The sequence below is a fragment of the Calditerrivibrio sp. genome, from assembly GCA_026415135.1.
In the GTDB taxonomy this organism is placed as follows: domain Bacteria; phylum Chrysiogenota; class Deferribacteres; order Deferribacterales; family Calditerrivibrionaceae; genus Calditerrivibrio.
In genome coordinates, this window is sequence record JAOAHS010000015.1 from 22355 (window position 1) to 46609 (window position 24255).

General features: G+C 37.8%; 26 protein-coding genes. 4 read left to right on the plus strand and 22 right to left on the minus strand.

Annotated elements, in window-relative coordinates; all coding sequences use genetic code 11:
* Nucleotides 1-12 precede the first annotated feature (12 nt).
* Genes N3C60_03050 through N3C60_03145 form a run of 20 tightly spaced genes read right to left on the minus strand, consistent with a single transcriptional unit; the run spans nt 13 to nt 19179 of the window.
* Nucleotides 13-894 carry a DMT family transporter gene (locus N3C60_03050; GenBank protein ID MCX8083877.1) on the minus strand — a complete coding sequence of 294 codons (882 nt, stop codon included), beginning with the start codon at nt 892-894 and terminating at the stop codon, nt 13-15.
* Nucleotides 887-1771 (minus strand): DMT family transporter, encoded by an 885-nt coding sequence (locus N3C60_03055; GenBank protein MCX8083878.1) that lies wholly within the window; start codon nt 1769-1771, stop codon nt 887-889. Before N3C60_03055 ends, N3C60_03050 begins: the two co-directional genes overlap by 8 nt.
* Entirely contained in the window at nt 1764-2639 is an 876-nt protein-coding gene (locus tag N3C60_03060) for a DMT family transporter (GenBank protein ID MCX8083879.1), read from the minus strand. Before N3C60_03060 ends, N3C60_03055 begins: the two co-directional genes overlap by 8 nt.
* Nucleotides 2639-3886, minus strand: coding sequence for an MgtC/SapB family protein (locus tag N3C60_03065; protein MCX8083880.1), 1248 nt, complete (start codon nt 3884-3886; stop codon nt 2639-2641). Before N3C60_03065 ends, N3C60_03060 begins: the two co-directional genes overlap by 1 nt.
* Nucleotides 3887-3925: 39 nt before the next feature.
* Nucleotides 3926-5941, minus strand: a complete 2016-nt coding sequence (locus tag N3C60_03070) for a sodium-translocating pyrophosphatase (GenBank protein MCX8083881.1) — start codon at nt 5939-5941, stop codon at nt 3926-3928.
* Complete coding sequence (pth, locus tag N3C60_03075; protein ID MCX8083882.1) at nt 5938-6531, minus strand: aminoacyl-tRNA hydrolase; 594 nt, start codon at nt 6529-6531, stop codon at nt 5938-5940. The genes N3C60_03070 and pth overlap by 4 nt, the downstream gene beginning before the upstream one ends.
* Entirely contained in the window at nt 6528-7475 is a 948-nt protein-coding gene (locus N3C60_03080; GenBank protein MCX8083883.1) for a ribose-phosphate pyrophosphokinase, read from the minus strand. The genes pth and N3C60_03080 overlap by 4 nt, the downstream gene beginning before the upstream one ends.
* Nucleotides 7476-7483: 8 nt before the next feature.
* On the minus strand, nt 7484-8317 hold the full coding sequence (gene ispE, locus N3C60_03085) for a 4-(cytidine 5'-diphospho)-2-C-methyl-D-erythritol kinase (GenBank protein ID MCX8083884.1): 834 nt from the start codon (nt 8315-8317) through the stop codon (nt 7484-7486).
* A gap of 4 nt (nt 8318-8321) precedes the next feature.
* On the minus strand, nt 8322-8972 hold the full coding sequence (locus N3C60_03090; GenBank protein MCX8083885.1) for a hypothetical protein: 651 nt from the start codon (nt 8970-8972) through the stop codon (nt 8322-8324).
* Nucleotides 8972-10552 (minus strand): tetratricopeptide repeat protein, encoded by a 1581-nt coding sequence (locus tag N3C60_03095; GenBank protein ID MCX8083886.1) that lies wholly within the window; start codon nt 10550-10552, stop codon nt 8972-8974. The genes N3C60_03090 and N3C60_03095 overlap by 1 nt, the downstream gene beginning before the upstream one ends.
* Nucleotides 10553-10561: 9 nt before the next feature.
* Nucleotides 10562-11899 (minus strand): acetyl-CoA carboxylase biotin carboxylase subunit, encoded by a 1338-nt coding sequence (accC, locus tag N3C60_03100; GenBank protein MCX8083887.1) that lies wholly within the window; start codon nt 11897-11899, stop codon nt 10562-10564.
* 12 nt (nt 11900-11911) lie between these two features.
* On the minus strand, nt 11912-12397 hold the full coding sequence (gene accB / locus N3C60_03105; protein MCX8083888.1) for an acetyl-CoA carboxylase biotin carboxyl carrier protein: 486 nt from the start codon (nt 12395-12397) through the stop codon (nt 11912-11914).
* Nucleotides 12398-12445: 48 nt separating this feature from the next.
* Nucleotides 12446-13012, minus strand: coding sequence for an elongation factor P (gene efp / locus N3C60_03110; protein MCX8083889.1), 567 nt, complete (start codon nt 13010-13012; stop codon nt 12446-12448).
* Between the two features lie 57 nt (nt 13013-13069).
* Nucleotides 13070-14116 carry a Xaa-Pro peptidase family protein gene (locus N3C60_03115; GenBank protein MCX8083890.1) on the minus strand — a complete coding sequence of 349 codons (1047 nt, stop codon included), beginning with the start codon at nt 14114-14116 and terminating at the stop codon, nt 13070-13072.
* A gap of 13 nt (nt 14117-14129) precedes the next feature.
* Nucleotides 14130-14567 carry a type II 3-dehydroquinate dehydratase gene (gene aroQ / locus N3C60_03120; protein ID MCX8083891.1) on the minus strand — a complete coding sequence of 146 codons (438 nt, stop codon included), beginning with the start codon at nt 14565-14567 and terminating at the stop codon, nt 14130-14132.
* Nucleotides 14564-14914 carry a roadblock/LC7 domain-containing protein gene (locus N3C60_03125; protein ID MCX8083892.1) on the minus strand — a complete coding sequence of 117 codons (351 nt, stop codon included), beginning with the start codon at nt 14912-14914 and terminating at the stop codon, nt 14564-14566. The genes aroQ and N3C60_03125 overlap by 4 nt, the downstream gene beginning before the upstream one ends.
* The gene (locus N3C60_03130) at nt 14907-16109 is read right to left on the minus strand and encodes a tetratricopeptide repeat protein (protein MCX8083893.1); all 1203 of its coding nucleotides are present in this window, start codon (nt 16107-16109) and stop codon (nt 14907-14909) included. The genes N3C60_03125 and N3C60_03130 overlap by 8 nt, the downstream gene beginning before the upstream one ends.
* Nucleotides 16091-17158 (minus strand): 3-dehydroquinate synthase, encoded by a 1068-nt coding sequence (aroB, locus tag N3C60_03135; protein ID MCX8083894.1) that lies wholly within the window; start codon nt 17156-17158, stop codon nt 16091-16093. The genes N3C60_03130 and aroB overlap by 19 nt, the downstream gene beginning before the upstream one ends.
* Nucleotides 17146-17661 carry a shikimate kinase gene (locus N3C60_03140; protein ID MCX8083895.1) on the minus strand — a complete coding sequence of 172 codons (516 nt, stop codon included), beginning with the start codon at nt 17659-17661 and terminating at the stop codon, nt 17146-17148. The genes aroB and N3C60_03140 overlap by 13 nt, the downstream gene beginning before the upstream one ends.
* Before the next feature lie 9 nt (nt 17662-17670).
* Nucleotides 17671-19179 carry a YifB family Mg chelatase-like AAA ATPase gene (locus tag N3C60_03145; GenBank protein MCX8083896.1) on the minus strand — a complete coding sequence of 503 codons (1509 nt, stop codon included), beginning with the start codon at nt 19177-19179 and terminating at the stop codon, nt 17671-17673.
* 186 nt (nt 19180-19365) lie between these two features.
* On the opposite strand from N3C60_03145, the gene N3C60_03150 reads away from it, so the two are divergent.
* The 3 genes from N3C60_03150 (at nt 19366) to N3C60_03160 (ending at nt 21781) form a co-directional block, all read left to right on the plus strand.
* Complete coding sequence (locus N3C60_03150) at nt 19366-20331, plus strand: aminodeoxychorismate synthase component I (protein MCX8083897.1); 966 nt, start codon at nt 19366-19368, stop codon at nt 20329-20331.
* The gene (locus tag N3C60_03155) at nt 20315-20902 is read left to right on the plus strand and encodes an aminotransferase class IV (protein ID MCX8083898.1); all 588 of its coding nucleotides are present in this window, start codon (nt 20315-20317) and stop codon (nt 20900-20902) included. Before N3C60_03150 ends, N3C60_03155 begins: the two co-directional genes overlap by 17 nt.
* A gap of 420 nt (nt 20903-21322) precedes the next feature.
* Nucleotides 21323-21781 carry a hypothetical protein gene (locus N3C60_03160; GenBank protein ID MCX8083899.1) on the plus strand — a complete coding sequence of 153 codons (459 nt, stop codon included), beginning with the start codon at nt 21323-21325 and terminating at the stop codon, nt 21779-21781.
* A gap of 24 nt (nt 21782-21805) precedes the next feature.
* Here N3C60_03160 and N3C60_03165 read toward each other — a convergent pair whose 3' ends face one another.
* Nucleotides 21806-22627, minus strand: coding sequence for an MBL fold metallo-hydrolase (locus N3C60_03165; protein MCX8083900.1), 822 nt, complete (start codon nt 22625-22627; stop codon nt 21806-21808).
* Nucleotides 22624-23436: an ATP-binding protein gene (locus tag N3C60_03170; GenBank protein ID MCX8083901.1), complete on the minus strand. Its 813-nt coding sequence runs from the start codon at nt 23434-23436 to the stop codon at nt 22624-22626. Before N3C60_03170 ends, N3C60_03165 begins: the two co-directional genes overlap by 4 nt.
* Before the next feature lie 154 nt (nt 23437-23590).
* Between N3C60_03170 and sppA the strand changes: the two genes are divergently transcribed.
* On the plus strand, nt 23591-24255 hold a 665-nt coding region (gene sppA / locus N3C60_03175; GenBank protein ID MCX8083902.1), incomplete at its 3' end, for a signal peptide peptidase SppA.

Below are 24255 nucleotides of genomic sequence, written 5' to 3' on the forward strand. Positions count from 1 at the left end.
GTTCACCTCTTATCAAGTCTTTGCCCCTTTCCTTGAGGCAATCAAAATCGAAATAAAAATTAGGCAGATACCAATAAATTTATACAGATCTATCAATTCCCCAAATATGAAATAAGCTAATATTGTTGCCCCTATAGGTTCACCTAAAATCCCAATTGCCACCATCGAAGGTTTGAGATGCTTCAAAGACCAATTCACTGCAGTATGACCTATTAGCTGGGGGAAAATAGCCAATAAAATCATGCTGATATAAGAAGTATCTTTATATCCAGTAAAAGGTAGCCCCTGAAAAATAGAAAATAGTAGCAAAAAGATTGCGCTTGCCGTGTAAGCTACAGTCACATAAGTCACTATATCAAGCGTCTCTCGAACTTTACTGCCAATAAGCAGATAACAGCTTGCACATATAGCCCCAAACAGCGCCAGAATATCCCCCAGAAGAGCATTTTTATCTGTAATCACCAAGCCCTTAAGACCACTGTCCCCCAATGCCAGAATCATACTACCAATAATCGATAAAAAAATACCGATTAAAATCTCTTTATGTAACCTCTCTTTGAGAAAAATCACTGAAAAAAGCCCCACAAAAAGTGGATTGGTGGTCACCAACACAACACTGCTGGCAACAGAAGTAAGCTTTAATGAAGCAAACCAAGAGACAAAATGCAAAGAAAGGATAAACCCACTAATGATCGACAATACAAATTCCTTCCTCCCCAGAGTTTTAAATGTATGCCCTTTAATTTTGAAAATGATGAGTAGTATAAGCGACGATATAACAAGCCTGTACGTGGCTATCATCACCGATGGAACGTCATCACAAAATTTTACCAATATTGATGCCATCGCAAGGGAAATGATTCCAATTGTAAAAATAGTTATATTCTTAATCACTTTTCACCTTTTTACCAATTTTTATTTCAATCATTAGCATAGAAATAAATATAAGAAAAGCCCCTAAATATTGGATCCGGGTCAAAACCTCTCCCCCTATGAAATATGCAAAAAAAGCAGAAGACAATGGTTCAAAAGTAAAGATTATTGCAGCCTTAGTGGGAGATGTATACCGTTGAGCGTAAGTTTGTATCAAAAAAGCCACCACAGTAGCAAAAACACCTGTAAGCAACACAGCAAAAACCATCTCCCCATCAAATCTAAATGTAAAGCCCCACCCTTCCAATATAATGGCAGCACCTATCGATAAAACAGTAAGAACAAAAATCTGTATTGAAGTAAGAGCAAAAACATCATCCCTTCGTGCATAATAATCCACAAAAATGATGTGTAGTGCCACAAAAAACGCATTTAGCAGCACCAAAAACTCCCCTATCCCCACTTTTACCTTTCCAGTAAAGCTTATCATCGAAAGCCCCACAAATGCCATTACCACCGCCACACCAGTCTTCAGATCTAATCTCTTTCTAAAAACGAAAAAACCTATCAAAGGCACAAAGATCAGATATAACCCGGTTATAAACCCCGTTTCAGATGCAGTAATAAATTTTAACCCCATTGTCTGGCAAGTAAATGTAAGAAAAAGTATCAGTCCCAGTATGCAACCATCTATAAATACCCTTTTATTCATTTTTTTAGGTCTATATAAGAAGATCAAGAGTAAAAGTACAGATGCCACAGTAAACCTTATTGCATTAAACGTTATCGGTGGCACCCTTTCCAAAGACTGTTTCACAATGATAAATGTGGATCCCCAAATCAAAGATATTAACACAAGCAACATATCTGCGGTAAACGATGAAATCCCTCTATGCAACTTTACCCCTCACAATATACCCGATATTGGGAATAATTATCCCCAAAAGGATCAAGATCATCCCAGTTATCTGCAACAATACAACCCTTTCCCCAAGCATCAAAGCTGATGCAGTCACAGTTACAACAGGCTCAATGGTGGAAAAAATAGACGCATAAAAACTACCGATCTTATCTATGGCTACATAAAGAAGGCTTACAGCTAAAAACGTAGGTACCAGCCCAATCAGCACTGAAACTAATGCTTGCTCCCTATTCAAATAGAAGATATCAATAGGATTGTTAAAAAAACTAAAAGCCACCGCCGTGCTGAGAATCACATAAAAACTAAATGTCATAGGTCTTATATTTTTAAGTGACTTCTGCACAAAAATCAGATAAAAGGAGAACACCAGCATAGCACCAGCAGCGAATGCTACCCCTTTTATATCCTGTTTTCTTGCAAAGGCATCATAAAAGATCATCCCACATCCCAATGCTATCAAGACCATCGAGAGTATATTGTTAGAAGTAATCCTCGCTTTAAAAAATATCCTTGAAAGCACCGCCACAGTCAATGGGTATATATAAAGAATAAGAGACGTGGTAGAAGCTGATATATACTCCAATGCTTTGAAAAAGAAAAAGCTCTGTAACAGATAAAGAACCCCACCTGCAAAAATAGCTTTCATAAGGTCTTTTAAACATATTTTAAACAGTGTCCTATCTTTCATTAGAAAAAATATGAAAAAAAGTGACGAAGCTATAACAAATCTGTAAGTGAGCAACTGTAAGGAACCAACACCCAGATTTGTTCCAAGTTTACCGAGAATAGCTAAAAACCCAAAAGCTATAGCAGACAAAAGACAATAAAGGATACCAACTATCATTATAAGTACAATATTATCGTTGTTACCAAGCTACCGACAATTATCGTTAATAAACTTAGCCTTACCAACCCAACTCCCAACTTAGAGCCACCTATATAAAAGACAATGACAGTTTTTACAACAGTATTAACCATAACCGCCAAATATATCCCCAAAACAGCCACCCGCTGAAATAACTGTTCCTGTGAAAGTTTAGAAAGATAAATCGTTATAGCATCCACATCACTTATACCCGATATGATAGATATCATCACCAAACCATAGCTCCCAAACAGCTCCTTGCTCTTTTCTGCAAGAAAAATGATGAAGGTAAGCAACAATGCAAATTTAATAGATGAAGCAAGATCCATCGGGTTTTTAAGCACAATCTCAGCCCCTTCTGCCCTGTCCACCTCTTTTTTCATAAGCATAATACTTATTAAAATCGACACCACCATTGAGATCATTATAAAGCCAACTTTTAAAGTAATAAAGTCACTAAAAATAGTAACCAACACAATCACCCTAAGAAACATGACTGCCCAAGAACTCAAAATACCATATATATACAACTTTGGATTGTTTTCATTTTCCCTATAGAAATTAGACAAATTGATCGTAACAGCTGTTGATGACACCAATCCACCTAAGATAGACGACAAGAAAACCCCTTTTTTGCTACCAGCCAACTTTATCATAACATAACCAGCAAAAGATATAAAAGAAAGTACTATCACCACCTTGAAAATATCAGTATATTTGATAGCTGTCCAATTACCCAATGGCTTATCCGGCAGCAGAGGGTATATTACAGCAATCAACACCAGAAATTTAAACAACGACAATAATTCAGCAAAATCTATCCTTTTTAAAAAAGAGTGTATCTGTGGTTTGAGACTGAGCAATAGTACCATGATCACAGCAGATGCAGAGGAAACATAACGATAACCAAAAGCTGCTGATGCTGATATTATAAATGTTGCTAAGAGGGAAATCTCAGTGGTTATCCCCCTATCCTCTTCCCTTTTACCCTGAGAAAAAATCACCGCCATAATAAATGCAAAAGATAAAAACGCCACCAGAAAAATATATATATTTATTTTTAGAGCGAGATATGTAGAGATAGATGCATATATACCGGTGATAGCAAAGGTCCTAATCCCTGCTATCCTTTTACCTTCATCTTCATCCTTGTAGTGCCAACCCCTCTCAAGACCTATGAGAAGAGCAAGTCCCATAGCTATAATCAGATCAATATAGTTTTCCATAGCATCAAAAAAGGGTGGGTTTCCCCACCCAGATTATGTTTAAAGCATTGGCGCTATGATCAACGAAACAATACTCATCAACTTTATAAGGATATTAAGAGCTGGGCCACTTGTGTCCTTAAAGGGATCGCCCACTGTGTCACCTGTTACTGCTGCTTTGTGGGCTTCTCCACCTTTCTTTTCACCTTCAAGTTCACCTTTTTCTATGTATTTCTTAGCATTATCCCATGCTCCACCAGCATTTGCCATTAATAGTGCCAAAAGAACCCCTGATACGGTAGCACCAGCAAGAGTCCCCCCAAGGGCCTCTTTACCAAACACAAAACCTATAACAACAGGTGCAATGACAGCCAAAATTCCAGGTAAGATCATCTCTTTTAAAGCTGCTTTTGTAGATATATCAACACATGTTTTTGGATCTGGCTTAACACCGGGCTTACCCTCAAGAAGTCCCGGTATTTCCCTAAACTGTCTTCTGATCTCTTCCACCATTTGCCCAGCGGCTTTACCAACAGATGTCATTGTAAGAGCTGCAATCAAAAACGGCAAGAAACCACCAATAAATAGCCCCACCACAGTGTATGGACTTACCAGATTTATCAGCTTAAGTCCAGCAGCGCTGGAGTAAGCAGCAAAAAGAGCTAACGCTGTCAAAGCTGCAGACCCAATAGCAAACCCTTTACCCATAGCAGCAGTGGTGTTACCCAAAGCATCAAGGCTGTCTGTAATCTTTCTCACATCTGGTCCCAATTCAGCCATCTCTGAGATACCACCAGCATTATCAGCAATAGGTCCATAGGCATCAACAGTCATCGTTACACCCACTGTTGCAAGCATACCAACTGCAGCAAGGGCGATACCATAAAGACCTGCATAATGGTTTGCAACAAGTACAGCTACAGCTATGGCAATAATAGGTAGCACTGTACTTTCAAGACCCACAGCAAATCCCTGTATAATATTTGTAGCAGGGCCTGTTTTAGAAGCCAAAGCTATCTTTCTAACAGGACCAGCAGAAGTATAGTACTCTGTTATAAGCCCAATCAAAATACCGGCTATTGTTCCAAAGAATACTGCAAGAAAAACACCATTACTGATAGCCTGAGAAGCAATCGTGAAATAAGAACCTACCAAGAAGAGAATAGCACCTATAAATGTTGAATATCTCAGGGCGTTTTGTGGTGGAAGGTTTTTAAGCACCATCATGGAGAAAATACCTATTATAGAGGCTATAGCACCTATGACTGCAAGCAAGATCGGAAGGTACATAAGCTGAAATCTAAGGGTCTCACCTCCTAACTGAGCCAACTGTTCTGTGGAGGCTGTAGCAGCGATTGCAATAGTCGCAACAATGGACCCCACATAGGACTCAAAAATATCTGCACCCATACCTGCGATATCACCCACGTTGTCACCGACATTATCAGCAATAACACCGGGGTTTCTCGGATCATCTTCAGGGATACCAGCTTCCACCTTCCCCACAAGGTCAGCACCCACATCAGCCGCCTTTGTATAGATACCACCACCTACTCTTGCAAAAAGCGCAATTGAAGATGCACCCATCGCAAAGCCGTTGATGTACTTTGCTGTAGTAGGATCACCGAAAATAGCGAATAATATACCAACACCTATAAGACCCAAACTAGCTACTGCCAAACCCATTACAGAGCCACCCATATAAGACACAAACAAAGCCTTGGCCATACCTCCGCTTCTGGCTGCTTCACTGGTTCTTACATTTGCTCTGGTTGCAGCCTTCATACCGATAAAACCAGCCAATATAGAGGCAATAGCCCCCAAAAGAAAGGCAGCTGCAGTTTTAATCCCGAGATCAGACGAAATTACCATCAGTATAAAAACAGCCACAATAAAGAAAACCAATATCTTATACTCCCTAAAAAGAAAAGCCATGGCACCTTCATGAATCATGTCGGATATCTCTTTCATCTTCTCATTACCAGCGGGCTGGCTTTTGATGTAATTATAAAGAACTATAGCTAAAACGAGTCCCAATACTCCTACAACCGGAGCCAAATACATTAAACTGGTCATTTCTGGTTTACCTCCTGTACAATTTTTTTATTGTTGTATAAATTCATTGAGACCTGAACTCCCTTCTCTAAAAGAGCTAAAAGCGCATCCGCTCCCAAATCGATAAATTCTTTTAAATACCCTTTTTCCGTCCTATCAAACTCAGAAAGCACATACCCGCTGATATCCTTATTGACAGGCTTACCGATCCCCATCTTAACCCTAATAAAATCATCCCACCCAGAAGCAGCTATTATCGAATCTACACCCCTGTGTCCACCGGATGAGCCACCTTTTTTTATTTTTATCTTACCAAACTCCATGTCAAGGTCATCATGAACCACAACCATATTGGTAAAAGGTATATCAAAGTACCCGCATATCTCTACAACAGATTTTCCACTCAGATTCATGTATGTTTGAGGCTTAACCAGATAGCACCTCTTACCATAGATATCAAGTACGGTATAATCAGCTTCAAAGCCACCCCTATAGGATCCACAAAACCTTTCTACAACCATATCTATCACCATAAAACCGATGTTATGCCTCGTTAAAGCATACTTACTGCCTGGATTTCCAAGGCCTACAACAATCCATCTATTATTCATATATTCATGAAAAGGGAACTTATACTCTCTTTTTTATGAATTCTGACAATTGCCTCAGCAAATAGATCAGCTGTGGACAAAACTTTAAGCTTAGAAAAGGACTGTTTCTCTTTTGTAGCTTCAATTGTATCGGTGATCACCACCTCATCTAATACACTTTTTATGATCCTCTCGATCGCAGGACCACTTAAAACACCATGAGAAGCACCCGCCACCACAGATTTTGCTCCATGCTCCATAACAGCTGCAGCAGCTTCGGTAAGAGTCCCTGCAGTATCTATCATATCATCAATTATGATAACACCCTTCCCCTTCACCTCACCTATAACATTCATAGCCTTCGCCACATTGGGTCCAGATCTTCTTTTATCAATTATAGCAAGGGATGTATCTAAAGCCTTTGCAAAGCCCCTTGCCCTTGTAACACCTCCAGCATCCGGCGAAACCACCACATAGCCCTCACCACACATCCCCTTTTCCCTGAAATATTTGGCAATAATAGGAATAGAATACAGGTTGTCCACCGGTATATCAAAAAAACCTTGAATTTGTCCCGCATGCAGATCCATCGTTACTATTCTATCTATACCAGATTTTGTTAAAAGATTTGCTACCAGCTTAGCTGTTATAGGTACACGGGGCTCCACAGTCCTATCCTGTCTCGCATATCCAAAATAGGGGATCACCGCCGTAACACTCTTTGCAGAGGCCCTCTTAAGGGCATCCACCATTATCATAAGCTCCATAAGATGGACTTCAGCAGGGTAGTTTGTGGACTGGATGACAAATACGTCCCTACCCCTTACCGACTCATTTATACGAACAAAGATCTCACCGTCGCTGAATTTGCTAACAGTAGCATCACCTAATCTGATACCAAGCTTTGACACTATCCCTTGTGCCAATGTTTTATTGGAATTACCTGAAAAAACTAAAAAATCCATAACTGCTCCTACAAATTATTAACCATACAAACAAAATAACCCTGTCTTTTCTTAAAAAACTCTGCCGTCTGCTCCAAGCACCCCCGACTTGAAAACAAACCAAACACCGTTGATCCGCTACCACTCATTAGTGCTCCATCAGCCCCTTTTTCCAAAAGGGTTTCTTTAATCCATCTTAACTCAGGATACTTAACAAACACTGTTTTTTCAAAATCGTTCTCAAGCCCATTAATGATATCAGGGTAAGATAGAAAACCTTTATTACTACAATTCTCACCATCGTTTGTCAATCTTAATTTCACCCCTTCATAAGCCTCTTTTGTGGCAACTGAAAACATCGGTTTAACAAGTAATATATTCATCTTTGGAAGCTTAGGTCCATCGACAATCTCTTCCCCTCTACCGGCAACATAAGAGGAATACCCTTCTGTCAAGAAAAAAACTGTATCGGAACCAACCATCTCCAATACCCCTCTCTTTTCCTCTTCTTTCAAGTTCAAGGAAAAAAGCCTGTCAATTAGCTTTAATGCTGTAGCTGCATTACTACTACCACCACCTAAACCTGCACCCCATGGAATCCGTTTGATCAGAAAAAACTTCACAAAACCTACCTGATATCTCTGTCTGACTATCTCGTATACTCTTGTGATGATATTGTCTGGGCCTGTAGAAAGCCCAACAGCATCTGATATTATTTCAAACCTGTCGGCTCCCTCAACAGCTATCGTATCATAAAGGGATACCTTCGTCATAAGGGATGATATATTATGATATCCATCATCCCTTTTGGAGATCACACGCAAATACAGGTTTATTTTAGCATAACTTCTTTCTATAAGCATAAAATCAATTAAATATGATTTTTAAGAATCTTTTTTTACTTTCCTGATGAAGCTGTATCTCCTTTATACTACCATCTACCACAGTATAGGTAGCCTCTAAATCATCCTTAACAATCTTTGTAATTTTATAATCCTCAGCAAAAATAGCAATATCATCTTTTTGGAAGATTATCCTCCTACCATCCTCATAAAAAAGATAGCTTTCATCGGGTCTAATACCCGGATAGTTAAGCAGATGTATATACCTGAGCATCTCTTCCAGCTTTTTAGTCTGATTGCTGTTTAGTGCTACAGAGTCATTATCCTTTTTTATATCGAGCACGCCGTTGTTATATTTTGCATTATACAAAACCATCCCAAAAGGTCCAAGTATTACAAGTTCACCATTATTTTCACAATCCTTCTCTACTAACCCCTTCATTTTTATCTTTATCTTTTCATCCTGATAATCAAAAATAACGCTACTTTTGTAGCTACATATCGTCTTTGTTGATCCATTGACCTGTTTTACTAATTCTTTCAATCTTTCAATGTACTGACTTTTATTATCAGATTGATTATCATATAAAGGTTTAACCAAAACAACTTCCTTCTTTGCACAACCAGAAATGAAAAGTAAAACTAAGAGGGATACCTTTAGCCAGAGGGATATCATTACTCTTTTAACACCTCATCGATTGTCTTCTTAATGCCAAGAGCTTTCATAATCTCCTTCATATGATCTATCATCTCCTGTTCGTTAGGGGTCAATTTCAAAGCTCTTTTCTGGTATGTGAAGGCTTCATTGTACCTTTTCAACCTATAAAGCACCCAAGCCATACTATCTAAAAATGCAGGATTCTCCGGCTCCATCTTTAACGCTTTTTCTATCATAACATAGGCTTCTTCTAAATTTTTGTTTAAGTCTGCATAAAGATAGCCGAGGTAGTTGAGGGCAGAAGCATTATTAGGGTTTAGGGCAAGTAACCTTTTCAAATACTCCTCCACCTTATCATATTGCTTGATTTTTTCATAATAATCAGCAATATCCATCAAAAGTTCTTCATTATTAGGATAATGTCTCAATGCTTCCTGTAACACAGCCAACTGATTCTTTTTTTCACCTTTTTCCCCTAAAATTGAAGCCTTTATGCGATAATAATCCACATCCCTTTCATCCTTTTCCATCTTTTCTATAGCTTCTAATGCGTTTTTATAATCCTTTAATCTGAAATAGGAATAAGCTAACCTCTTTTTAGCAAAACCATGCTTTAGATCCCTGTTGATAAGTTCTTTATAATATTTTACAGCAGACTCAAAATCTTTCTTTATCTCGCTGATCACACCCATATAGTAGTAGGACGTGGTATCACTTTTATCCTCTTCCCTTAGCCTATCAAACCATCTAAAAGATTTATCATACTCCTTCTTTTCAAAGAAGATACCAGCTAACTGCTTTAGGACATAGACCTTTTCCCTCCCAGTTATCTTATCTGCAATCAACTCATAGTATTTCACCGCTTTATCAAAATCCCCTTTGACACGATATAGCTCAGCCAATCGGTACTCAGGGATAATCAACCCTGGTTTATCCTTTACAGCTTCTTCGAGATATTGTATAGCTTTGTCGGTTTGATTATCTTGAATATAAATCTCAGATAACATCAAAAGGGGCATGAAGTTTTTTTCCAGCTTCAGTGATGCCTCAAAATCTTTTATCGCTTTATCCTTCAGTTCTAAATTATAGTAGAACATCCCCCTTTTGTAGTAATACTCCGGTTTTATCTCCTTTTCCAAAATCTTGTCCAACGACTGAATAGCACAGGCATAATCCCGTCTCTGTTCACATATTTTAGCCAAAAGTTCATAATTTTCCACCGAGGGATCTATTTCCACAGCCTTTTTCATCTGTAGCACTGCTTCATCGTGGTTGTTAAACACATTTGCCAAAGTACTTGCATAAAATCGCCTTAACGTAGAGTTTTTAGCATAGGTCTCGTTGCTAAACGCATTGTTCATAAGTTTTTTAAAATCATCGTTTCTACCCGCAGCTATATACACCTCAGCCAATTTTATAACAACCCCTTCATCTACAACAGACCTATTCAGCCTTTCGAGTATAGGGATAGCTTCTTTAATATTACCTTCATTGATAAGCATATTAGCCCTTAAAAACTCCTTTACCACGTTCAGATCCTCAGCAAAAGCAAGATACATAGATGAAAGTATAAATATAACTATAAATAACCTTTTCAAAACACACTCCTACTTCAAATGTTTATCCAAGAAATCGGTAGCTATCTTCCCAGATATAAAATTATGATTTTCCAAAATCTTTTCATGTAGAGGGATAGTGGTCTTAACCCCTTCAATAACAAACTCCTTAAGGCACCTTTTACCCCTTTCTATAGCCTCGTTTCGATCCCTACCATGAACTATCAGTTTTGCTACCATTGAATCATAAAAGGGTGGAATAAAGTAGTCTTGATAAGCTGCAGAATCTACCCTTACACCAAAACCACCAGGAACATAATAGGCCTTTATCAGGCCGGGTGAAGGGGTAAATTTCTCTGGATCCTCGGCATTGATTCTGAACTCTATGGCATGTCCATTTATCTTGATATCCTCCTGATCAAAGGGGATCTTGCCAGTGGCAGCAACAATTATCTGCAATTTCACAAGATCAATACCCGTTATCATCTCAGTAACAGGATGTTCCACCTGTATACGGGTATTCATTTCCATAAAATAGAAATTACCATGCTTATCCAAAAGGTATTCTATGGTACCTGCGTTTTTATAGCCCAGCTTTGCTATGGCATTAGCAGATACCTCCCCCATTTTCTTACGTATCTCGTCGGTTAGCGCCACACTTGGAGCTTCCTCTAACAGCTTTTGATGTCTTCTTTGTATTGAGCATTCCCTCTCAAAAAAATGAAGCCCTTTACCATTTCCATCCCCAAATACCTGGATCTCTATATGCCTAGGGTCTTCTATTAGCTTTTCAATATACACTTCATCGTTACCAAAGGCATTTTTTGCTTCCATCTTAGCTGTCTCAAAATTCTTAAGAAAAGTCATCTCGTTGTGGGCCATCCTCATACCTTTACCACCGCCACCAGCAGAAGCCTTTATCATCACTGGAAACCCTATTTTCCTTGCTATATCCAAGGCCTCTTTTGAATCCTTTATCGGGCCATCACTTCCGGGCACCACTGGTACCCCTAACTTTTTCATGGCATCCTTAGCATTGGACTTATTACCCATCAAATCGATATGCTCCGAAGATGGACCAATAAATGTAAAGCCACATTCTGTACATATCTTAGCAAACGTAGCGTTCTCCGCCAAGAAACCGTAACCCGGGTGTATAGCATCAGCATCAGAGATCTCTGCTGCAGCAATGATGTTTTTTATATTCAGATAACTCTGTGATGGTGCAGCTCCACCGATACATACCGACGAGTCTGCAAAAGCCACATGAAGAGACTCCCTATCCGCCTCAGAGTAAACAGCCACCGTTTCTATACCTAACTCCCGACAAGCACGAATGACCCTTAATGCAATCTCGCCTCTATTGGCTATCAAAACCCTTCTAAACATCAGAATTCACTCCTAAACCTTTTCCACAAGGAAAATAGTCTCACCAAACTCGACAGGAACACCATTTTTACCTACTTTCTTCACTATCTTACAATCAAACTCCGCCTCAATCTCATTCATTATCTTCATGGCCTCAATTATACAGAGGGTCTTACCCTTCTGAACCACATCCCCCTCTTTTACAAAAGGTTCAGCACCGGGAGCTGGTGCTTCATAAAATGTTCCTACAATAGGTGATTTTATCTCAATAAGGTTTGAAGCAACGGATTCTGTCGCTTGGATTGGCTTTTCTGTGGAACCTGTTGCAACAGATACTGATGGTTGAACAGGCACAGGTTGTTGTGTAACACCTACAGGAGGCATTTGGGGCAAAATTACCTGCCCACCTTGAACATTTTTTGAAAGATATACCCTCACATTATCACATTCATATTCAAACTCAGTAAACCCAGATTTTTCGATAAACTTTACCAGTTCCTTTAATTCTTTGATATCCATAAACACACCCCTTTATTTTTTCCCTCCCTTTCTCCCCCAAAACGTAGTTTACCTACTTACCCTTTCAATATAAGAACCATCCCTTGTATCGATCTTAATAATATCCCCCTCATTTATAAAAAGGGGAACGATAACCGTACCACCAGTACTTACCTTTGCAGGCTTGGAACCACCACTAACTGTATCACCCTTTATACCAGGGACAGTCTCCACAACTTCCAACTCAACAAAATTAGGGATCTCGACCCCTATCGGCTTCTTATTAAATATTTGTACCCTTACAATAATATTTTCTGGCATAAACAGAGCTACTTCCCCCACTTCTTCACTGGTCATCGTTATCTGTTCATAACTCTCGTTGTCCATAAAATAGTAATTTTCACCATCATTATAGAGATATTGCATCTGCTTCTCTTCAAAATCTGGCTGTTTTATCTTCTCATCAGATGTAAAAGTTCTCTCTATGACCCTTCCTGTGATGAGACTTTTCATCTTCGTTCTAACGTTGGCACCACCTCTACCCATCTTTATATGTAGATATTCAACCACAACATAGGGTTCACCATCAACCTCTATTTTGGTGCCTCTTTTAAACTGATTGGGAGTAACTACCATCTCTTCACCTCTTTATATTGTTTTTTATCAAAACGTTACGTTATTTTGTTAACATTATTAGAATCTTATCACCCTGTTCTTTAACATAGAACTGATAATTTCACAACCATTTTTAGTAACTAAAACTGTCTCCTCCACCCTTATGCCATATCTACCAGAAAAATAAATCCCCGGCTCTATGGTAAACACCATCCCCTCCTGTATTATCGTATTATCATTGGCATTAAGAGCCGGCTTCTCATGGACATCAATACCTATGGAGTGCCCTAAACCATGATTGAAATAGATGTCAAGCCCATACTTAGCAAGATATCTTTTAGCTATAGAATATATCTGGCTACAAACCTCACCTACCCTTATCTTTTCAATACAATAGTCTATGGTATCCGATATGATGGATATCCGGTTAAGCAGATCTTTATCATCCCCAAAGTATACCATTCTGGTAATATCGCTTACGTACCCGGCCTTTGCCCCATAATCCACGATAACGGGTTCATTTATATCAATGATCTTGTCGCTTGCTCTTCCGTGGGGGAGTGCACTCCTATAACCGGAAGCAACAATCGTATCAAAACTCTCCTTTTCTGCACCTAAGACCTTCATATTATACTCTAAAACAGCAGCCCATTGCTTCTCGGTACAACCAAAATTAAAGCCTTCCAAACTTTTCATAAGCCCTTCAGATGCTATTGTATAGGCACTTTTAATCAACTCTATCTCTTCAGGCTCTTTTATCATTCTTAAAAAAGATATTTCAGATGGCTCATCCACTACAATCTCAGCCTTCTTTGATAAAAGGATGTAAAGCGCCAAAGGGAATTTGTCTGTTACAAACACCTTTGGACATCCATTAAAAAGGTTCAAGAGAAACTCTTTATAAGAGCTCACCACCTCCATATCCCATTCACTGGTAAGCTCCGTCTTTATCTGCTCCCCATACCTACCATCAGTGATAAACAGATTCCGTTCCTCAGTAATGACTATATAAGCCATACTACCAGTAAAATTAGATATATAGTATATATCAGACATGTCAGAAATCACATACGGTATCTTCCCAGCTTTTTCCAGCTTATCCCTAAGCAGATCAACTCTACTCATAATCAAACCTTATTCAAGCAGATTGAACTCTCGAAATATGGTCTATAGCCATAAAATAGGAATCCCTACCAAACCCGGTAACAACTCCTTTTGCAATATCAGAAAGATAGGATTTTCTACGAAAAACCTCCCTCGAATACACATTAGACAGATGAACCTCTATAAAAGGTATTTTAACAGAAAGAAATGCATCCCGCAGAGCTATACTTGTATGGGTATAAGCACCTGGGTTTATAACAATATAGGAAAAAACCCCCAAGGCATTGTGAATAGCATTTATAAGTTCACCTTCAATATTTGACTGAAAAAAAGTTAACTCAATCCCCTTTGATTTTGCATAAACCATCAAAGATCTGTTCAACTCCTCAAGGGTTTCATAACCATAAATCTCCGGCTCTCTTCTACCAAGCATATTTAAATTTGGTCCATTAATTACAAGAACCTTCGTCATTGAAACTCCTTTTGTATCTCATCGTTAAACATATCAAGTATATACCTAAGTTTACCAACAAGAGCCTTAGGCTCCATAGACACTGCAAAATAGTAGCTTTCATTTATCTTTTTAAAAAAAAGCTTTCGATTGTCACCTTCAAACAAAAAGGAGTGGACGTTGTTTATATCAAGGGTCGATGATATCTTCTTGAAATATCTCAACATAGAAGAAAACTCAGCCCCTATCTCATCTGCCATATCCTCCCTGCCCATCTTGTAAACGACAAACCCATCCTTATCAAACACTGCCACCATTTTTGTCCCATTTACATGATTTATTATGTGACTGAGGATGTTGCTAAACATTTCTCATCTCTTTAATCTTCTTTATATTGCCAAGCCACCGCTCAAGCTCTTGAACTATTCTATTATGCTCATCCTTTGTAGAGTCTATTTTCAACTGCGCCTCTTCTTTTTCAAAACCTGCTGACACTAAATCCATTGCCAAACCAGTCTCTTTAATAATGGAGATCTCAACTTCTTTATCTTTATCTTTATCTTTATCTATATCTATATCTATATCTAAATCATACATTTCAACAGTTTGTGTTGGTTCATCAAGCTTTATATCTTCAAGAACACTCTTCTTTTCAGAACCACTGAGTTCATCAAAATCGATCTCTTTCCCAAACAGATCATCAAAGGACACGTCTTTTACCTCATCCATCAGTGGTGTGGCAGGTTCTTCTTTATCTACCCTACTTTCATTGATTACAAAATCAGAAAGGTTGTCAAACTTTAAAAGATTACTCTCTTCAACAACACCTGAAGTAGGCTCCTGCTTTTGCATAGAATCTTCTAAACCCTGTGACACATTAGCACCATCAAAAACATTAGTCTCTATTTTCAGATCTTTATCCTCAACTTCCAATAGCTTCTCATTTAAACCACCTTCACCTTCGACAGGTATCTCCACAACATTCACCTTCCCCTCTTCTATCACAGAAGTATCCAAATTGAGGTGTTCCAGTTCATCCTTCAAACTAGCCATATCATGGTCAACAGGTGTATGATCAAGATGTGCTACCGCCTCATCTATGTTTTTAATCTCATCAGAAGCCCTAAACTCTTTTCCACCAAGACTTTCTGTGAGCTCATCCAGTAATACCCTTAGCTCAAAATCCTCAGGTGTTGTTACAAGAGCAGTCCTATAGTAAATCGTAGCACCCAAAATATCACCAGACTCTCTTAGGATATCTCCTAACATCTTATTTGCCCTATAGTTATCAGGGACATGCTCCACCACATCAAAAAGAAGGTGTTTTGCCTCATCCTTCATCCCTTTTTCAAGAAAAGCATTGGCCAAAAGAACCTTAGCAGCGTAATAATCTGGATGTTTATCCAGTCCCTTGCTACAGACATCGATCACCTCATCATATTTACCAAGCTTAAGATATGCAAATGCAAGGGGCATAAAAAGTCTTGAAGAAGGATCCTCTTCTATTTTTTTTGAAAAATACTCCACATCCTTTTGATACCTTTTTATGGAAGCCTCATCCATTTGGCACCTTCAAAAAAGTTTTTTACATCATTTAAATCAATTCTTTCAATAATTATACCATTTCCTACCTCAGATGTCAAGGCAAGGACTAACCCATTGGATTTTGCCTTTTTGTCCGATGAAATAGCATCCAGAAAAAAGTTTAGATCATTTATCTTAAAATTGAGGTTATAACCGAAAGCTGTTAATATATTAAAAATATCATCCACTACTTTACTATTTATAAACCCACATTCAGCAGCAAAAAGAGCTTCCATATACATACCCCAAGCTACAGCAAGGCCATGTTTTATTCCATGATCCGAATCCACCTCAAGCCCATGACCAAATGTATGTCCAAGATTTAGTAAACGCCTTATACCCTTCTCCGTTTCATCCTCTTCAACAACTCTTCTTTTAAAATCACAACAGATCTTTACAACATCAGTCATGATCTTACCATTTCTGTTCAGGATCTCATTTCTGTAGGTCAAAAGAAAATCATAAAACCCTTTGTCAAAAAGTACCGCATACTTTATAACCTCTGCAAGTCCACTTTTGTACTCCTCCTCAGAAAGTGTTTCCAGAAAATCTGTGTCAATCAAAACCATCTTAGGCTGGTAAAAAGTGCCCACGAGGTTTTTAACATTGCCAAGGTTTACACCTGTTTTACCACCTACACTGCTATCAACCATAGAAAGCAATGTTGTGGGAACCTGAATATACCCTATACCCCTCATATAGATGGAAGCAGAAAACCCAGCAATGTCTCCAACGATACCACCACCAATTGCAATTAAGGTGTCCCCCCTTAAACAGTTTCTGTTTTTTAAATGGTTTAAAATAGCCTCCACCGTCAAAAAAGTCTTGTTGTGTTCATCTGCCTCAATCAAAAAAGGCTCATAATCAAAAAGTCCCCCATAAAGTACAAAGACATTCTTATCCACAACTAAATGAGTTCTACTATCTAAAGAAAACCGTCTTATCTCCTCTGCCACAAAACTATTACCTATGATTATGTCGTAACTAAAATCAGCCCGCTGAGACAACGATACTCTTATTTTTTCCATAGCTTTTCCAGATCCATTATTATCTGTTTCACAATCGTTTCAGGGGAACCATAGGATGTATCCACGATAAGATCCCCTTTGATGTAATATGGAGCCCTTTCATACATCAGCCTTTTTATTTCAGACATCGGATCTGGTACCTGTAGTAAAGGGCGACACTGATCATCTTTTAACCTCTCATATATCACTTCAGGGGAAGCCACAAGCGTAACCATGACACCACTTTTCTTCATCAAAGCGATATTTTCATCAAAAATGACTATTCCCCCACCTGTTGACACCACATAGTTATCTTTTTCTGCTATATCCCTTAACACCTCCCCCTCTACAGCTCGAAAATACCCTTCCCCATCAGCTTGAAAAATCTCTGAAATAGTTCTTTTTTCCCTTTTTACTATCTCTTCGTCGAGATCCACCCACTTCCTGTTTAACATCTCAGCCAAAAGCTTAGAGATCGTTGTCTTACCTGTACCCATAAAACCTATAAAATAGACATTCCCCATCATATGCTCCTAAAATTCACTGATCCACTGATCACTTATTCTGAATTTAATAGCTTCTGCAATGTGCTTTGACTCAATCTTCTCTGAACCATCCATATCTGATATTGTCCTAGCCACTTTTAATATTTTAGAAAAACTCCTTGCAGAAAAGTTGTACTTTTTATTGGCCTTTTCAAGTAGTAAAAGGGAATCAGCATCTAATTCACAGTATTTTTTTAGATGCTTCTCACTCATCTGGGAATTAAAAAAGATCTTCTCCCCTTTAAACCTCTCCTGTTGTATCCTATGAACCCTTTCCACCCTTTTTCTGATAGCTTCTGAAGTTTCTCCATTGGAAACACCTGAAAGTTCATTAAACTTCAAAGATGATACATTGACATGGATATCGATACGATCCATTAATGGCCCTGATAATCTACTTCTATACCTTTTTATTTGACTTTCAGAACAAACACACTGCTTAGTTTCATCGCCTAAAAACCCACACGGGCAAGGATTACAGGCAGCTACTAACATAAACTTAGCCGGATAGGTAACAGACCTGTTAGCCCTTGAAACAGTAATATACCCATCCTCCATTGGCTGCCTTAAAACCTCCAGAACACTTCTTTTAAACTCCAAAAACTCATCTAAAAACAAAACACCATTATGAGCAATAGATACAGCACCGGGTCTTGCATCCTTTGTTCCACCAATGAGGGCAATATCACTTGTAGTATGATGTATCGAAGCAAAATAGCGTTCTCTTACCAGTCTTCCTTTATCTTTTAAAATACCTGCCACAGAGTGAATCTTTGTAGTTTCGATCGACTCTTCCAAACTCATAGGTGGCAATATAGTAGGGATCCTTTTGGCAATCATTGTTTTACCGCTACCGGGTGAGCCGATCATAAGCATATTATGCATGCCAGAAGCTGCAATCTCTGCAGCCCTTTTAGCTGTGAACTGCCCTTTTATCTCTGAAAAATCCACATCGTAAACTGGTTCTTTCCCACTTTCACCTTGTTCTTTTTTAAAACAATATCTTGTATCATCACAACCAGAAAGGTAGTAGTCAAGTATTTGGGAAACATTTTCAAAGGCAAACACCTCAAGCCCCTCAACTATACTCGCTTCTTCTGCATTATCTAATGGTAGTACAATCTTTTTAATACCACAACTTAAAGCACTAAGTGCCATGGGCAACACACCATTTACACCTCTAAGATCCCCATCAAGGGACAGTTCTCCAACAAATACTGTATCGGACAGATCCCTTGTAACAATCCCTGCAGCCGATATAAGCCCCATGGCAATAGGTAGATCGAAATGCGAGCCATCTTTCTTTACATCCGCAGGAGCGAGATTGATCGTTATAGGTTTTGAAAAAAGATTAAAATTTATATTTTTTAAAGCTGATTTAACCCTTTCCTTACTCTCTTTTACCGCACCCTCTGCAAGTCCCACAACAGTAAACGAAGGTAGTCCCATCTCCCTAACATCCACCTCGACATCCACAAGAATAGCTTCGATACCCACCAGATGGAAAGTCAATATTTTAGAAAACATGATTCATTTCACCGTAGAATACACTCATTTAGAGTTTTTATTAGATAGACTCATATCTGTCAACAAAAATTTACTACAAAATAGTGTTGAAATTTCACTCAAAAACTGTATTATCCCCAAAAACATAGGGGAATTGTAGCATTGCCACAAATCTTTATGAATACTGAAGACTTCTGTAAAACATTTGATCAATTTTATCATACTAAAACCCCCTTTCTATTCCTTGTAGATTTTAATAAACAAAATCTTTTCATAAAAGATTTAGCTTCCTTAGCCTCAGATGGTGATATCCTCTACAATTTCAATGGTATTACAAATGTAACCTTTAAAAAAAACTATAACGGTTCCATAAAAATCTCCTCAACCCCCATCAGCTACAGATCTTATTTAGCCTCCTTTAATAAAGTAAAAAAGCATCTAAAGAATGGGGACAGCTATCTTGTTAACCTCACTTTCCCCACAAAACTATCTCTAAACATATCATTAGAAGAAATTTTTTACAGAGCACATGCCATGTACAAAATGAAATTTTACGATATGTTTGTCTTTTTCTCACCAGAACAGTTTGTAACCATAAACGATGCAAAGATATCCACCTACCCAATGAAAGGGACTAAATTGAAAATTACAGAAAATTCAGAATTAGAGCTACTGCAAGACGAAAAGGAACTGGCAGAACATATAACAATAGTAGACCTTTTGAGAAATGATCTTAACATGATAGCCAAAGATGTCGCTGTAGAACAGTTTAGATACATTTCCTATATAAATACCCAAAAAGGGGTACTAATTCAAACCAGCTCAAAAATCTCAGGCAAATTATCCCCAAAGGATATATCCCAGAAGATATTACAGATACTTCCAGCTGGTTCTGTAACAGGAGCCCCAAAAAGAAAGACTCTTGAGATAATAAAAACTGCAGAGATTGATTACAGAGGTTTCTACACTGGGATAGCTGGTATTTTTGACGGAAAAGTTTTAGATACCTGCGTAATAATAAGGTACATAGAAAAAAGAGACAACACGATCTATTATAGAAGTGGTGGTGGCATTACAATATATAGTAACCCCCTCTTAGAATACAAGGAGATGTTGGAGAAGATATATGTCCCAACTGTTTGAAACAATAAAGGTTTACCAGAGAAAAGCTTTCAACTTAGAATACCATAAAAAGCGTATAATATATACATTTAATACACTCTTTAAAACAGCGCCTTTTTTCGATCTAATCGCATATATCAACTCAATACCCCTAACCGATGAGCTTTCCAGATTAAAAATCACTTATGATTTAAACAACATAGCTTACTCCATCACCCCCTACCAACGAAGGGAGATCACCGCATTATATACAGTAGAAACCACAATAGAGTACCCTTTCAAATATGAGGACAGAAGCTGTTTTGATCCTTATCTAAAAGGTACAAAGGAACCTATCTTCACTAAAAATGGCATGATCACCGATACAACATTTTCAAATCTTGCCTTTTACGATGGGCAATGTTGGTGGACACCAAATACATATCTACTTAAAGGGACTAAAAGGGATTATTATATTGAAAAAGGTATTTTAAAGGTAACTGAAATTTCTGTAAGTGATCTAAAAAGATTTAAAAAGATCTCCTTAATCAATGCCATGAACGATCTTGACGACTTCTGTTTTGATATCCAAAAGGTTATCAATGCCCCTTAGTAATCGAAATTGGACCTACTGGTTTAATAGCTGATTAAGACTTCTATCCTACGCTATCAAACCCTCCTATTAAAAAGCCATTATGCCTAAAACAAAACCCTGAGGAGGAGTACCCTTAAAGAAGTTTATAACCAATATCCCCTCAGTGATCATAGATGAAGAGCACTATAACACACTATTATCGCCATATTTGTTCAGCGCAAGCCATTTAATCACTTCCTTCTGATCCTATGCAACCAGCCATTCTACTATAAAAACTTTTTTACTCATGCCTTGAAAAACTATCAAAATAGTCTATTTTCTTTTATCACACACTGAGCATTTTTTGCCCAGTAAGCTTATAACAAGTTGTGTGTATTATCCACCTTTTTTGGTATATAATTTGTATAGCATATATTGAAATAAAAATGTGGAGTTAGTATGAACCGTAAACATAGATTAGCCATATATATGGTGTTGCTGATGATATTTCCGAGTATCATACAGGCAGAATGGAAAGGGTTTAAAGGCAGTGGTGGTTGGGGCATGAATAGCCCATTTAATAGGATGTTTGATCCTAATAAGATAGAAACAGTATTTGGAACAGTAGAAAAAATTGATATCACAACGCCCCATAAAATGATGTCCCACGGTGTCTATATCGTATTAAAATCAGATAAAGGCCTTTTAGATATTCACTTAGGACCCCAATGGTATATCGAGCGTCTTGATTTTGATTTGAAAGCAGGTGACCAGATTGAGGTCAAAGGTACTCCCATAATGATGATGGGCAAACCATCCATAATAGCTGCTGAGATTAAAAAAGGGGAAGAGCTTTTGATCTTAAGAGATATAAATGGTATCCCTGTATGGTCGAGATTTGGCGGTAAACGAAGATAGTAAAACTACAACTAAACCCAGACCCTAATAAAGTGTAAGACCATCATAGGCACAGATGGTATTATCAAACTCCATTTTTGATAGTTCCCACATCTCATCAATCATGGTATCAGTGTACTCTGGGTTATGGTGGAAAAGAACAAGATTTTTTACCCCAGCACTTTTTGCAATTCTAATACCGTCCAGGTAAGTGGAATGCCCCCATCCTGCCTTAGATACACCATCAAAATGACCATTATAATCATCAGGGAGATAAGTGGTATCAAATAGCATAAAATCTGCATTACTTGAAAATTCTATTAACCTACTGTCTGACTCTTTAGTATGCTCATAATCTGTAGCATAAATTGCAGTATATCCGTTTCTTACTATTTTATAGACCATCGAACCATCAGGATGATTCCCATTTATGGCGGAAACCTCAACATTACAAAACTCATACTTTCTTTCCACATCTACAAACATAACACTGATTTTTGCCTTAAGATTCTGGTAGGTTACCGGGAAAAATGGTGGTTTAAACAGCTCCCTAAGGAAACACTCTGGATCATCAAAATTCACCTTCTTCTCCACATAAATATCGATACTATACTTACTACTATACAAGGCTCTAAGTATCGGTAAACCAATGATATGATCCCAGTGTAGATGGCTAAAAAATATATTTATTTTACTTAACCCTGAGAACTCTGCACTGTTTAGTGCCGTAACCCCTGTCCCACAATCCAATATCAAACACTCGTTTTTATCTATCGGAACGTAAACAGATGAGGTATTTCCTCCATATTTTCTGTAATGCTCACCAGATACAGGTATTGTTCCTCTACAGCCAAGAATCTTTATCATTGGATCTTCTTAAGCAGCGTGACCACGTTACCTTTTTTATTATATATAATGCTATCAAAGTACATAGATGCTATCAAAATACCTCTGCCATGCAATTTATAAAGGTCCTCTTCCGAAGGGTTCCTTTTTATCTTGGATGTATCAAACCCTTTCCCCCTGTCTTTGACAACGATCTTAAGGTGTTTCTCGTCAAGTGTCACCGTTATTGTAGCTTTTCTTTTACCAAGCTTTTTATCAGATCTTTTAGTCTCTATCAGTTTGTAATAGGAGTCATTCTCTGTAGCCTCAAACTTTTCATCCCCAGAAATCTCCAAATTCCCATGCTCTATGGCATTTGTAACCATTTCTGAAATACCGATTCTAATCTTCTGTAGATCCGATAGTTTAAAAAAATAAATAAAGTCCTTAGTTATGTTATAGACAATTTTATCAATGGAAAAGATATCGTTGGACACCTCATATTTAAAACTGATTTTCTTTAACAGACAACTGCTGTTAAGATTAGACACCATGCCCCCATTAATCGCAGCATCGACAAACACCTTTAGCCTTATGTTGTCCAAATTTTCATCCATGACAAAATAAGACACACCCAGTTCCTTCGGCTGACCTATAAAAGCTATAGGGATTTTCAGATCTTTAAACTCTTCAAAAAACTTTTCATCAGAAATAAGTAACCCAAAAGATACATCTCTTAAATTTATATCTTCATTTAGCAAGTCAAATCCCTGAAAACCTTCATCCTCACAAAAACCTTTAATAACATTAGCAATTTTCTTATTTTCCGTTTTATAATATATAGATTTCATGCTGCAATTATAACAAAATAAATCAAAAAATAAATATTTTTTTTAACATAACACTATAACTTACTCTTTGCATTTAAGAAAACACTATTCCGATTGACAAAAGTTCATCCACGATTATAATCTAAACTAAACATTCATACGCTGGTGAAGATATATGGGGAAAAGATTAGTATTTATAATTTTCAAGCTAATTATAGTAGTTTTGATCATAGGCTTTATCGTTAGAAGTATATATTTAGTCTCCTTTGAGAAGACTACTATTGCCAAAAAAAAGGTTGTATTGATAGACCTGGAAGGGATCATATATGAATCCGAAACATTGATAGAAAAACTTAAAAAATATCAAAAAGATGAAAATGTTGTAGGCATAATACTTAGAATAAACTCCCCCGGTGGAGCTGTTGCTCCAAGTCAGGAAATATACCGGTTCATCAGAAAGATGAACAAACCAGTTTATGCAGCCCTATCCACCATTGCAGCATCAGGGGGGTATTATGTAGCTTCTGCCTGCGAAAAGATCTATGCAATGCCCGGAACAGTTACCGGGAGCATAGGTGTCATCATGAAATTTACAGACTTATCCAGAATCTATGATAAGTTTGGTATAAAAACGGAGACCATAAAAAGTGGTAAATTCAAAGACATCGGCTCTACAACAAGAAGCATGACCAAAGAGGAAAAAGAAATACTCCAGCGCTCCATTGATGAAGTCTATAATCAGTTTATAGATGACATTCTTGCAAAAAGAACACACATCTCAAAGGAAGAACTCCTTAAAATAGCAGATGGTAGAATACTTACAGGTAGTGAAGCAAAACA

Coding starts and splice junctions, on each gene's coding strand:
- N3C60_03060 (MCX8083879.1), bottom strand. CDS start 2,639: ATGATAGTTGGTATCCTTTATTGTCTTTTGTCTGCTATAGCTTTTGGG.
- N3C60_03065 (MCX8083880.1), bottom strand. CDS start 3,886: ATGGAAAACTATATTGATCTGATTATAGCTATGGGACTTGCTCTTCTC.
- N3C60_03070 (MCX8083881.1), bottom strand. CDS start 5,941: ATGACCAGTTTAATGTATTTGGCTCCGGTTGTAGGAGTATTGGGACTC.
- pth (MCX8083882.1), bottom strand. CDS start 6,531: ATGAATAATAGATGGATTGTTGTAGGCCTTGGAAATCCAGGCAGTAAG.
- N3C60_03080 (MCX8083883.1), bottom strand. CDS start 7,475: ATGGATTTTTTAGTTTTTTCAGGTAATTCCAATAAAACATTGGCACAA.
- ispE (MCX8083884.1), bottom strand. CDS start 8,317: ATGCTTATAGAAAGAAGTTATGCTAAAATAAACCTGTATTTGCGTGTG.
- N3C60_03090 (MCX8083885.1), bottom strand. CDS start 8,972: ATGATATCCCTCTGGCTAAAGGTATCCCTCTTAGTTTTACTTTTCATT.
- accC (MCX8083887.1), bottom strand. CDS start 11,899: ATGTTTAGAAGGGTTTTGATAGCCAATAGAGGCGAGATTGCATTAAGG.
- accB (MCX8083888.1), bottom strand. CDS start 12,397: ATGGATATCAAAGAATTAAAGGAACTGGTAAAGTTTATCGAAAAATCT.
- efp (MCX8083889.1), bottom strand. CDS start 13,012: ATGGTAGTTACTCCCAATCAGTTTAAAAGAGGCACCAAAATAGAGGTT.
- N3C60_03115 (MCX8083890.1), bottom strand. CDS start 14,116: ATGAGTAGAGTTGATCTGCTTAGGGATAAGCTGGAAAAAGCTGGGAAG.
- aroQ (MCX8083891.1), bottom strand. CDS start 14,567: ATGACGAAGGTTCTTGTAATTAATGGACCAAATTTAAATATGCTTGGT.
- N3C60_03125 (MCX8083892.1), bottom strand. CDS start 14,914: ATGTTTAGCAACATCCTCAGTCACATAATAAATCATGTAAATGGGACA.
- N3C60_03130 (MCX8083893.1), bottom strand. CDS start 16,109: ATGGATGAGGCTTCCATAAAAAGGTATCAAAAGGATGTGGAGTATTTT.
- aroB (MCX8083894.1), bottom strand. CDS start 17,158: ATGGAAAAAATAAGAGTATCGTTGTCTCAGCGGGCTGATTTTAGTTAC.
- N3C60_03140 (MCX8083895.1), bottom strand. CDS start 17,661: ATGGGGAATGTCTATTTTATAGGTTTTATGGGTACAGGTAAGACAACG.
- N3C60_03150 (MCX8083897.1), top strand. CDS start 19,366: ATGAATACTGAAGACTTCTGTAAAACATTTGATCAATTTTATCATACT.
- N3C60_03155 (MCX8083898.1), top strand. CDS start 20,315: ATGTCCCAACTGTTTGAAACAATAAAGGTTTACCAGAGAAAAGCTTTC.
- N3C60_03160 (MCX8083899.1), top strand. CDS start 21,323: ATGAACCGTAAACATAGATTAGCCATATATATGGTGTTGCTGATGATA.
- N3C60_03165 (MCX8083900.1), bottom strand. CDS start 22,627: ATGATAAAGATTCTTGGCTGTAGAGGAACAATACCTGTATCTGGTGAG.
- N3C60_03170 (MCX8083901.1), bottom strand. CDS start 23,436: ATGAAATCTATATATTATAAAACGGAAAATAAGAAAATTGCTAATGTT.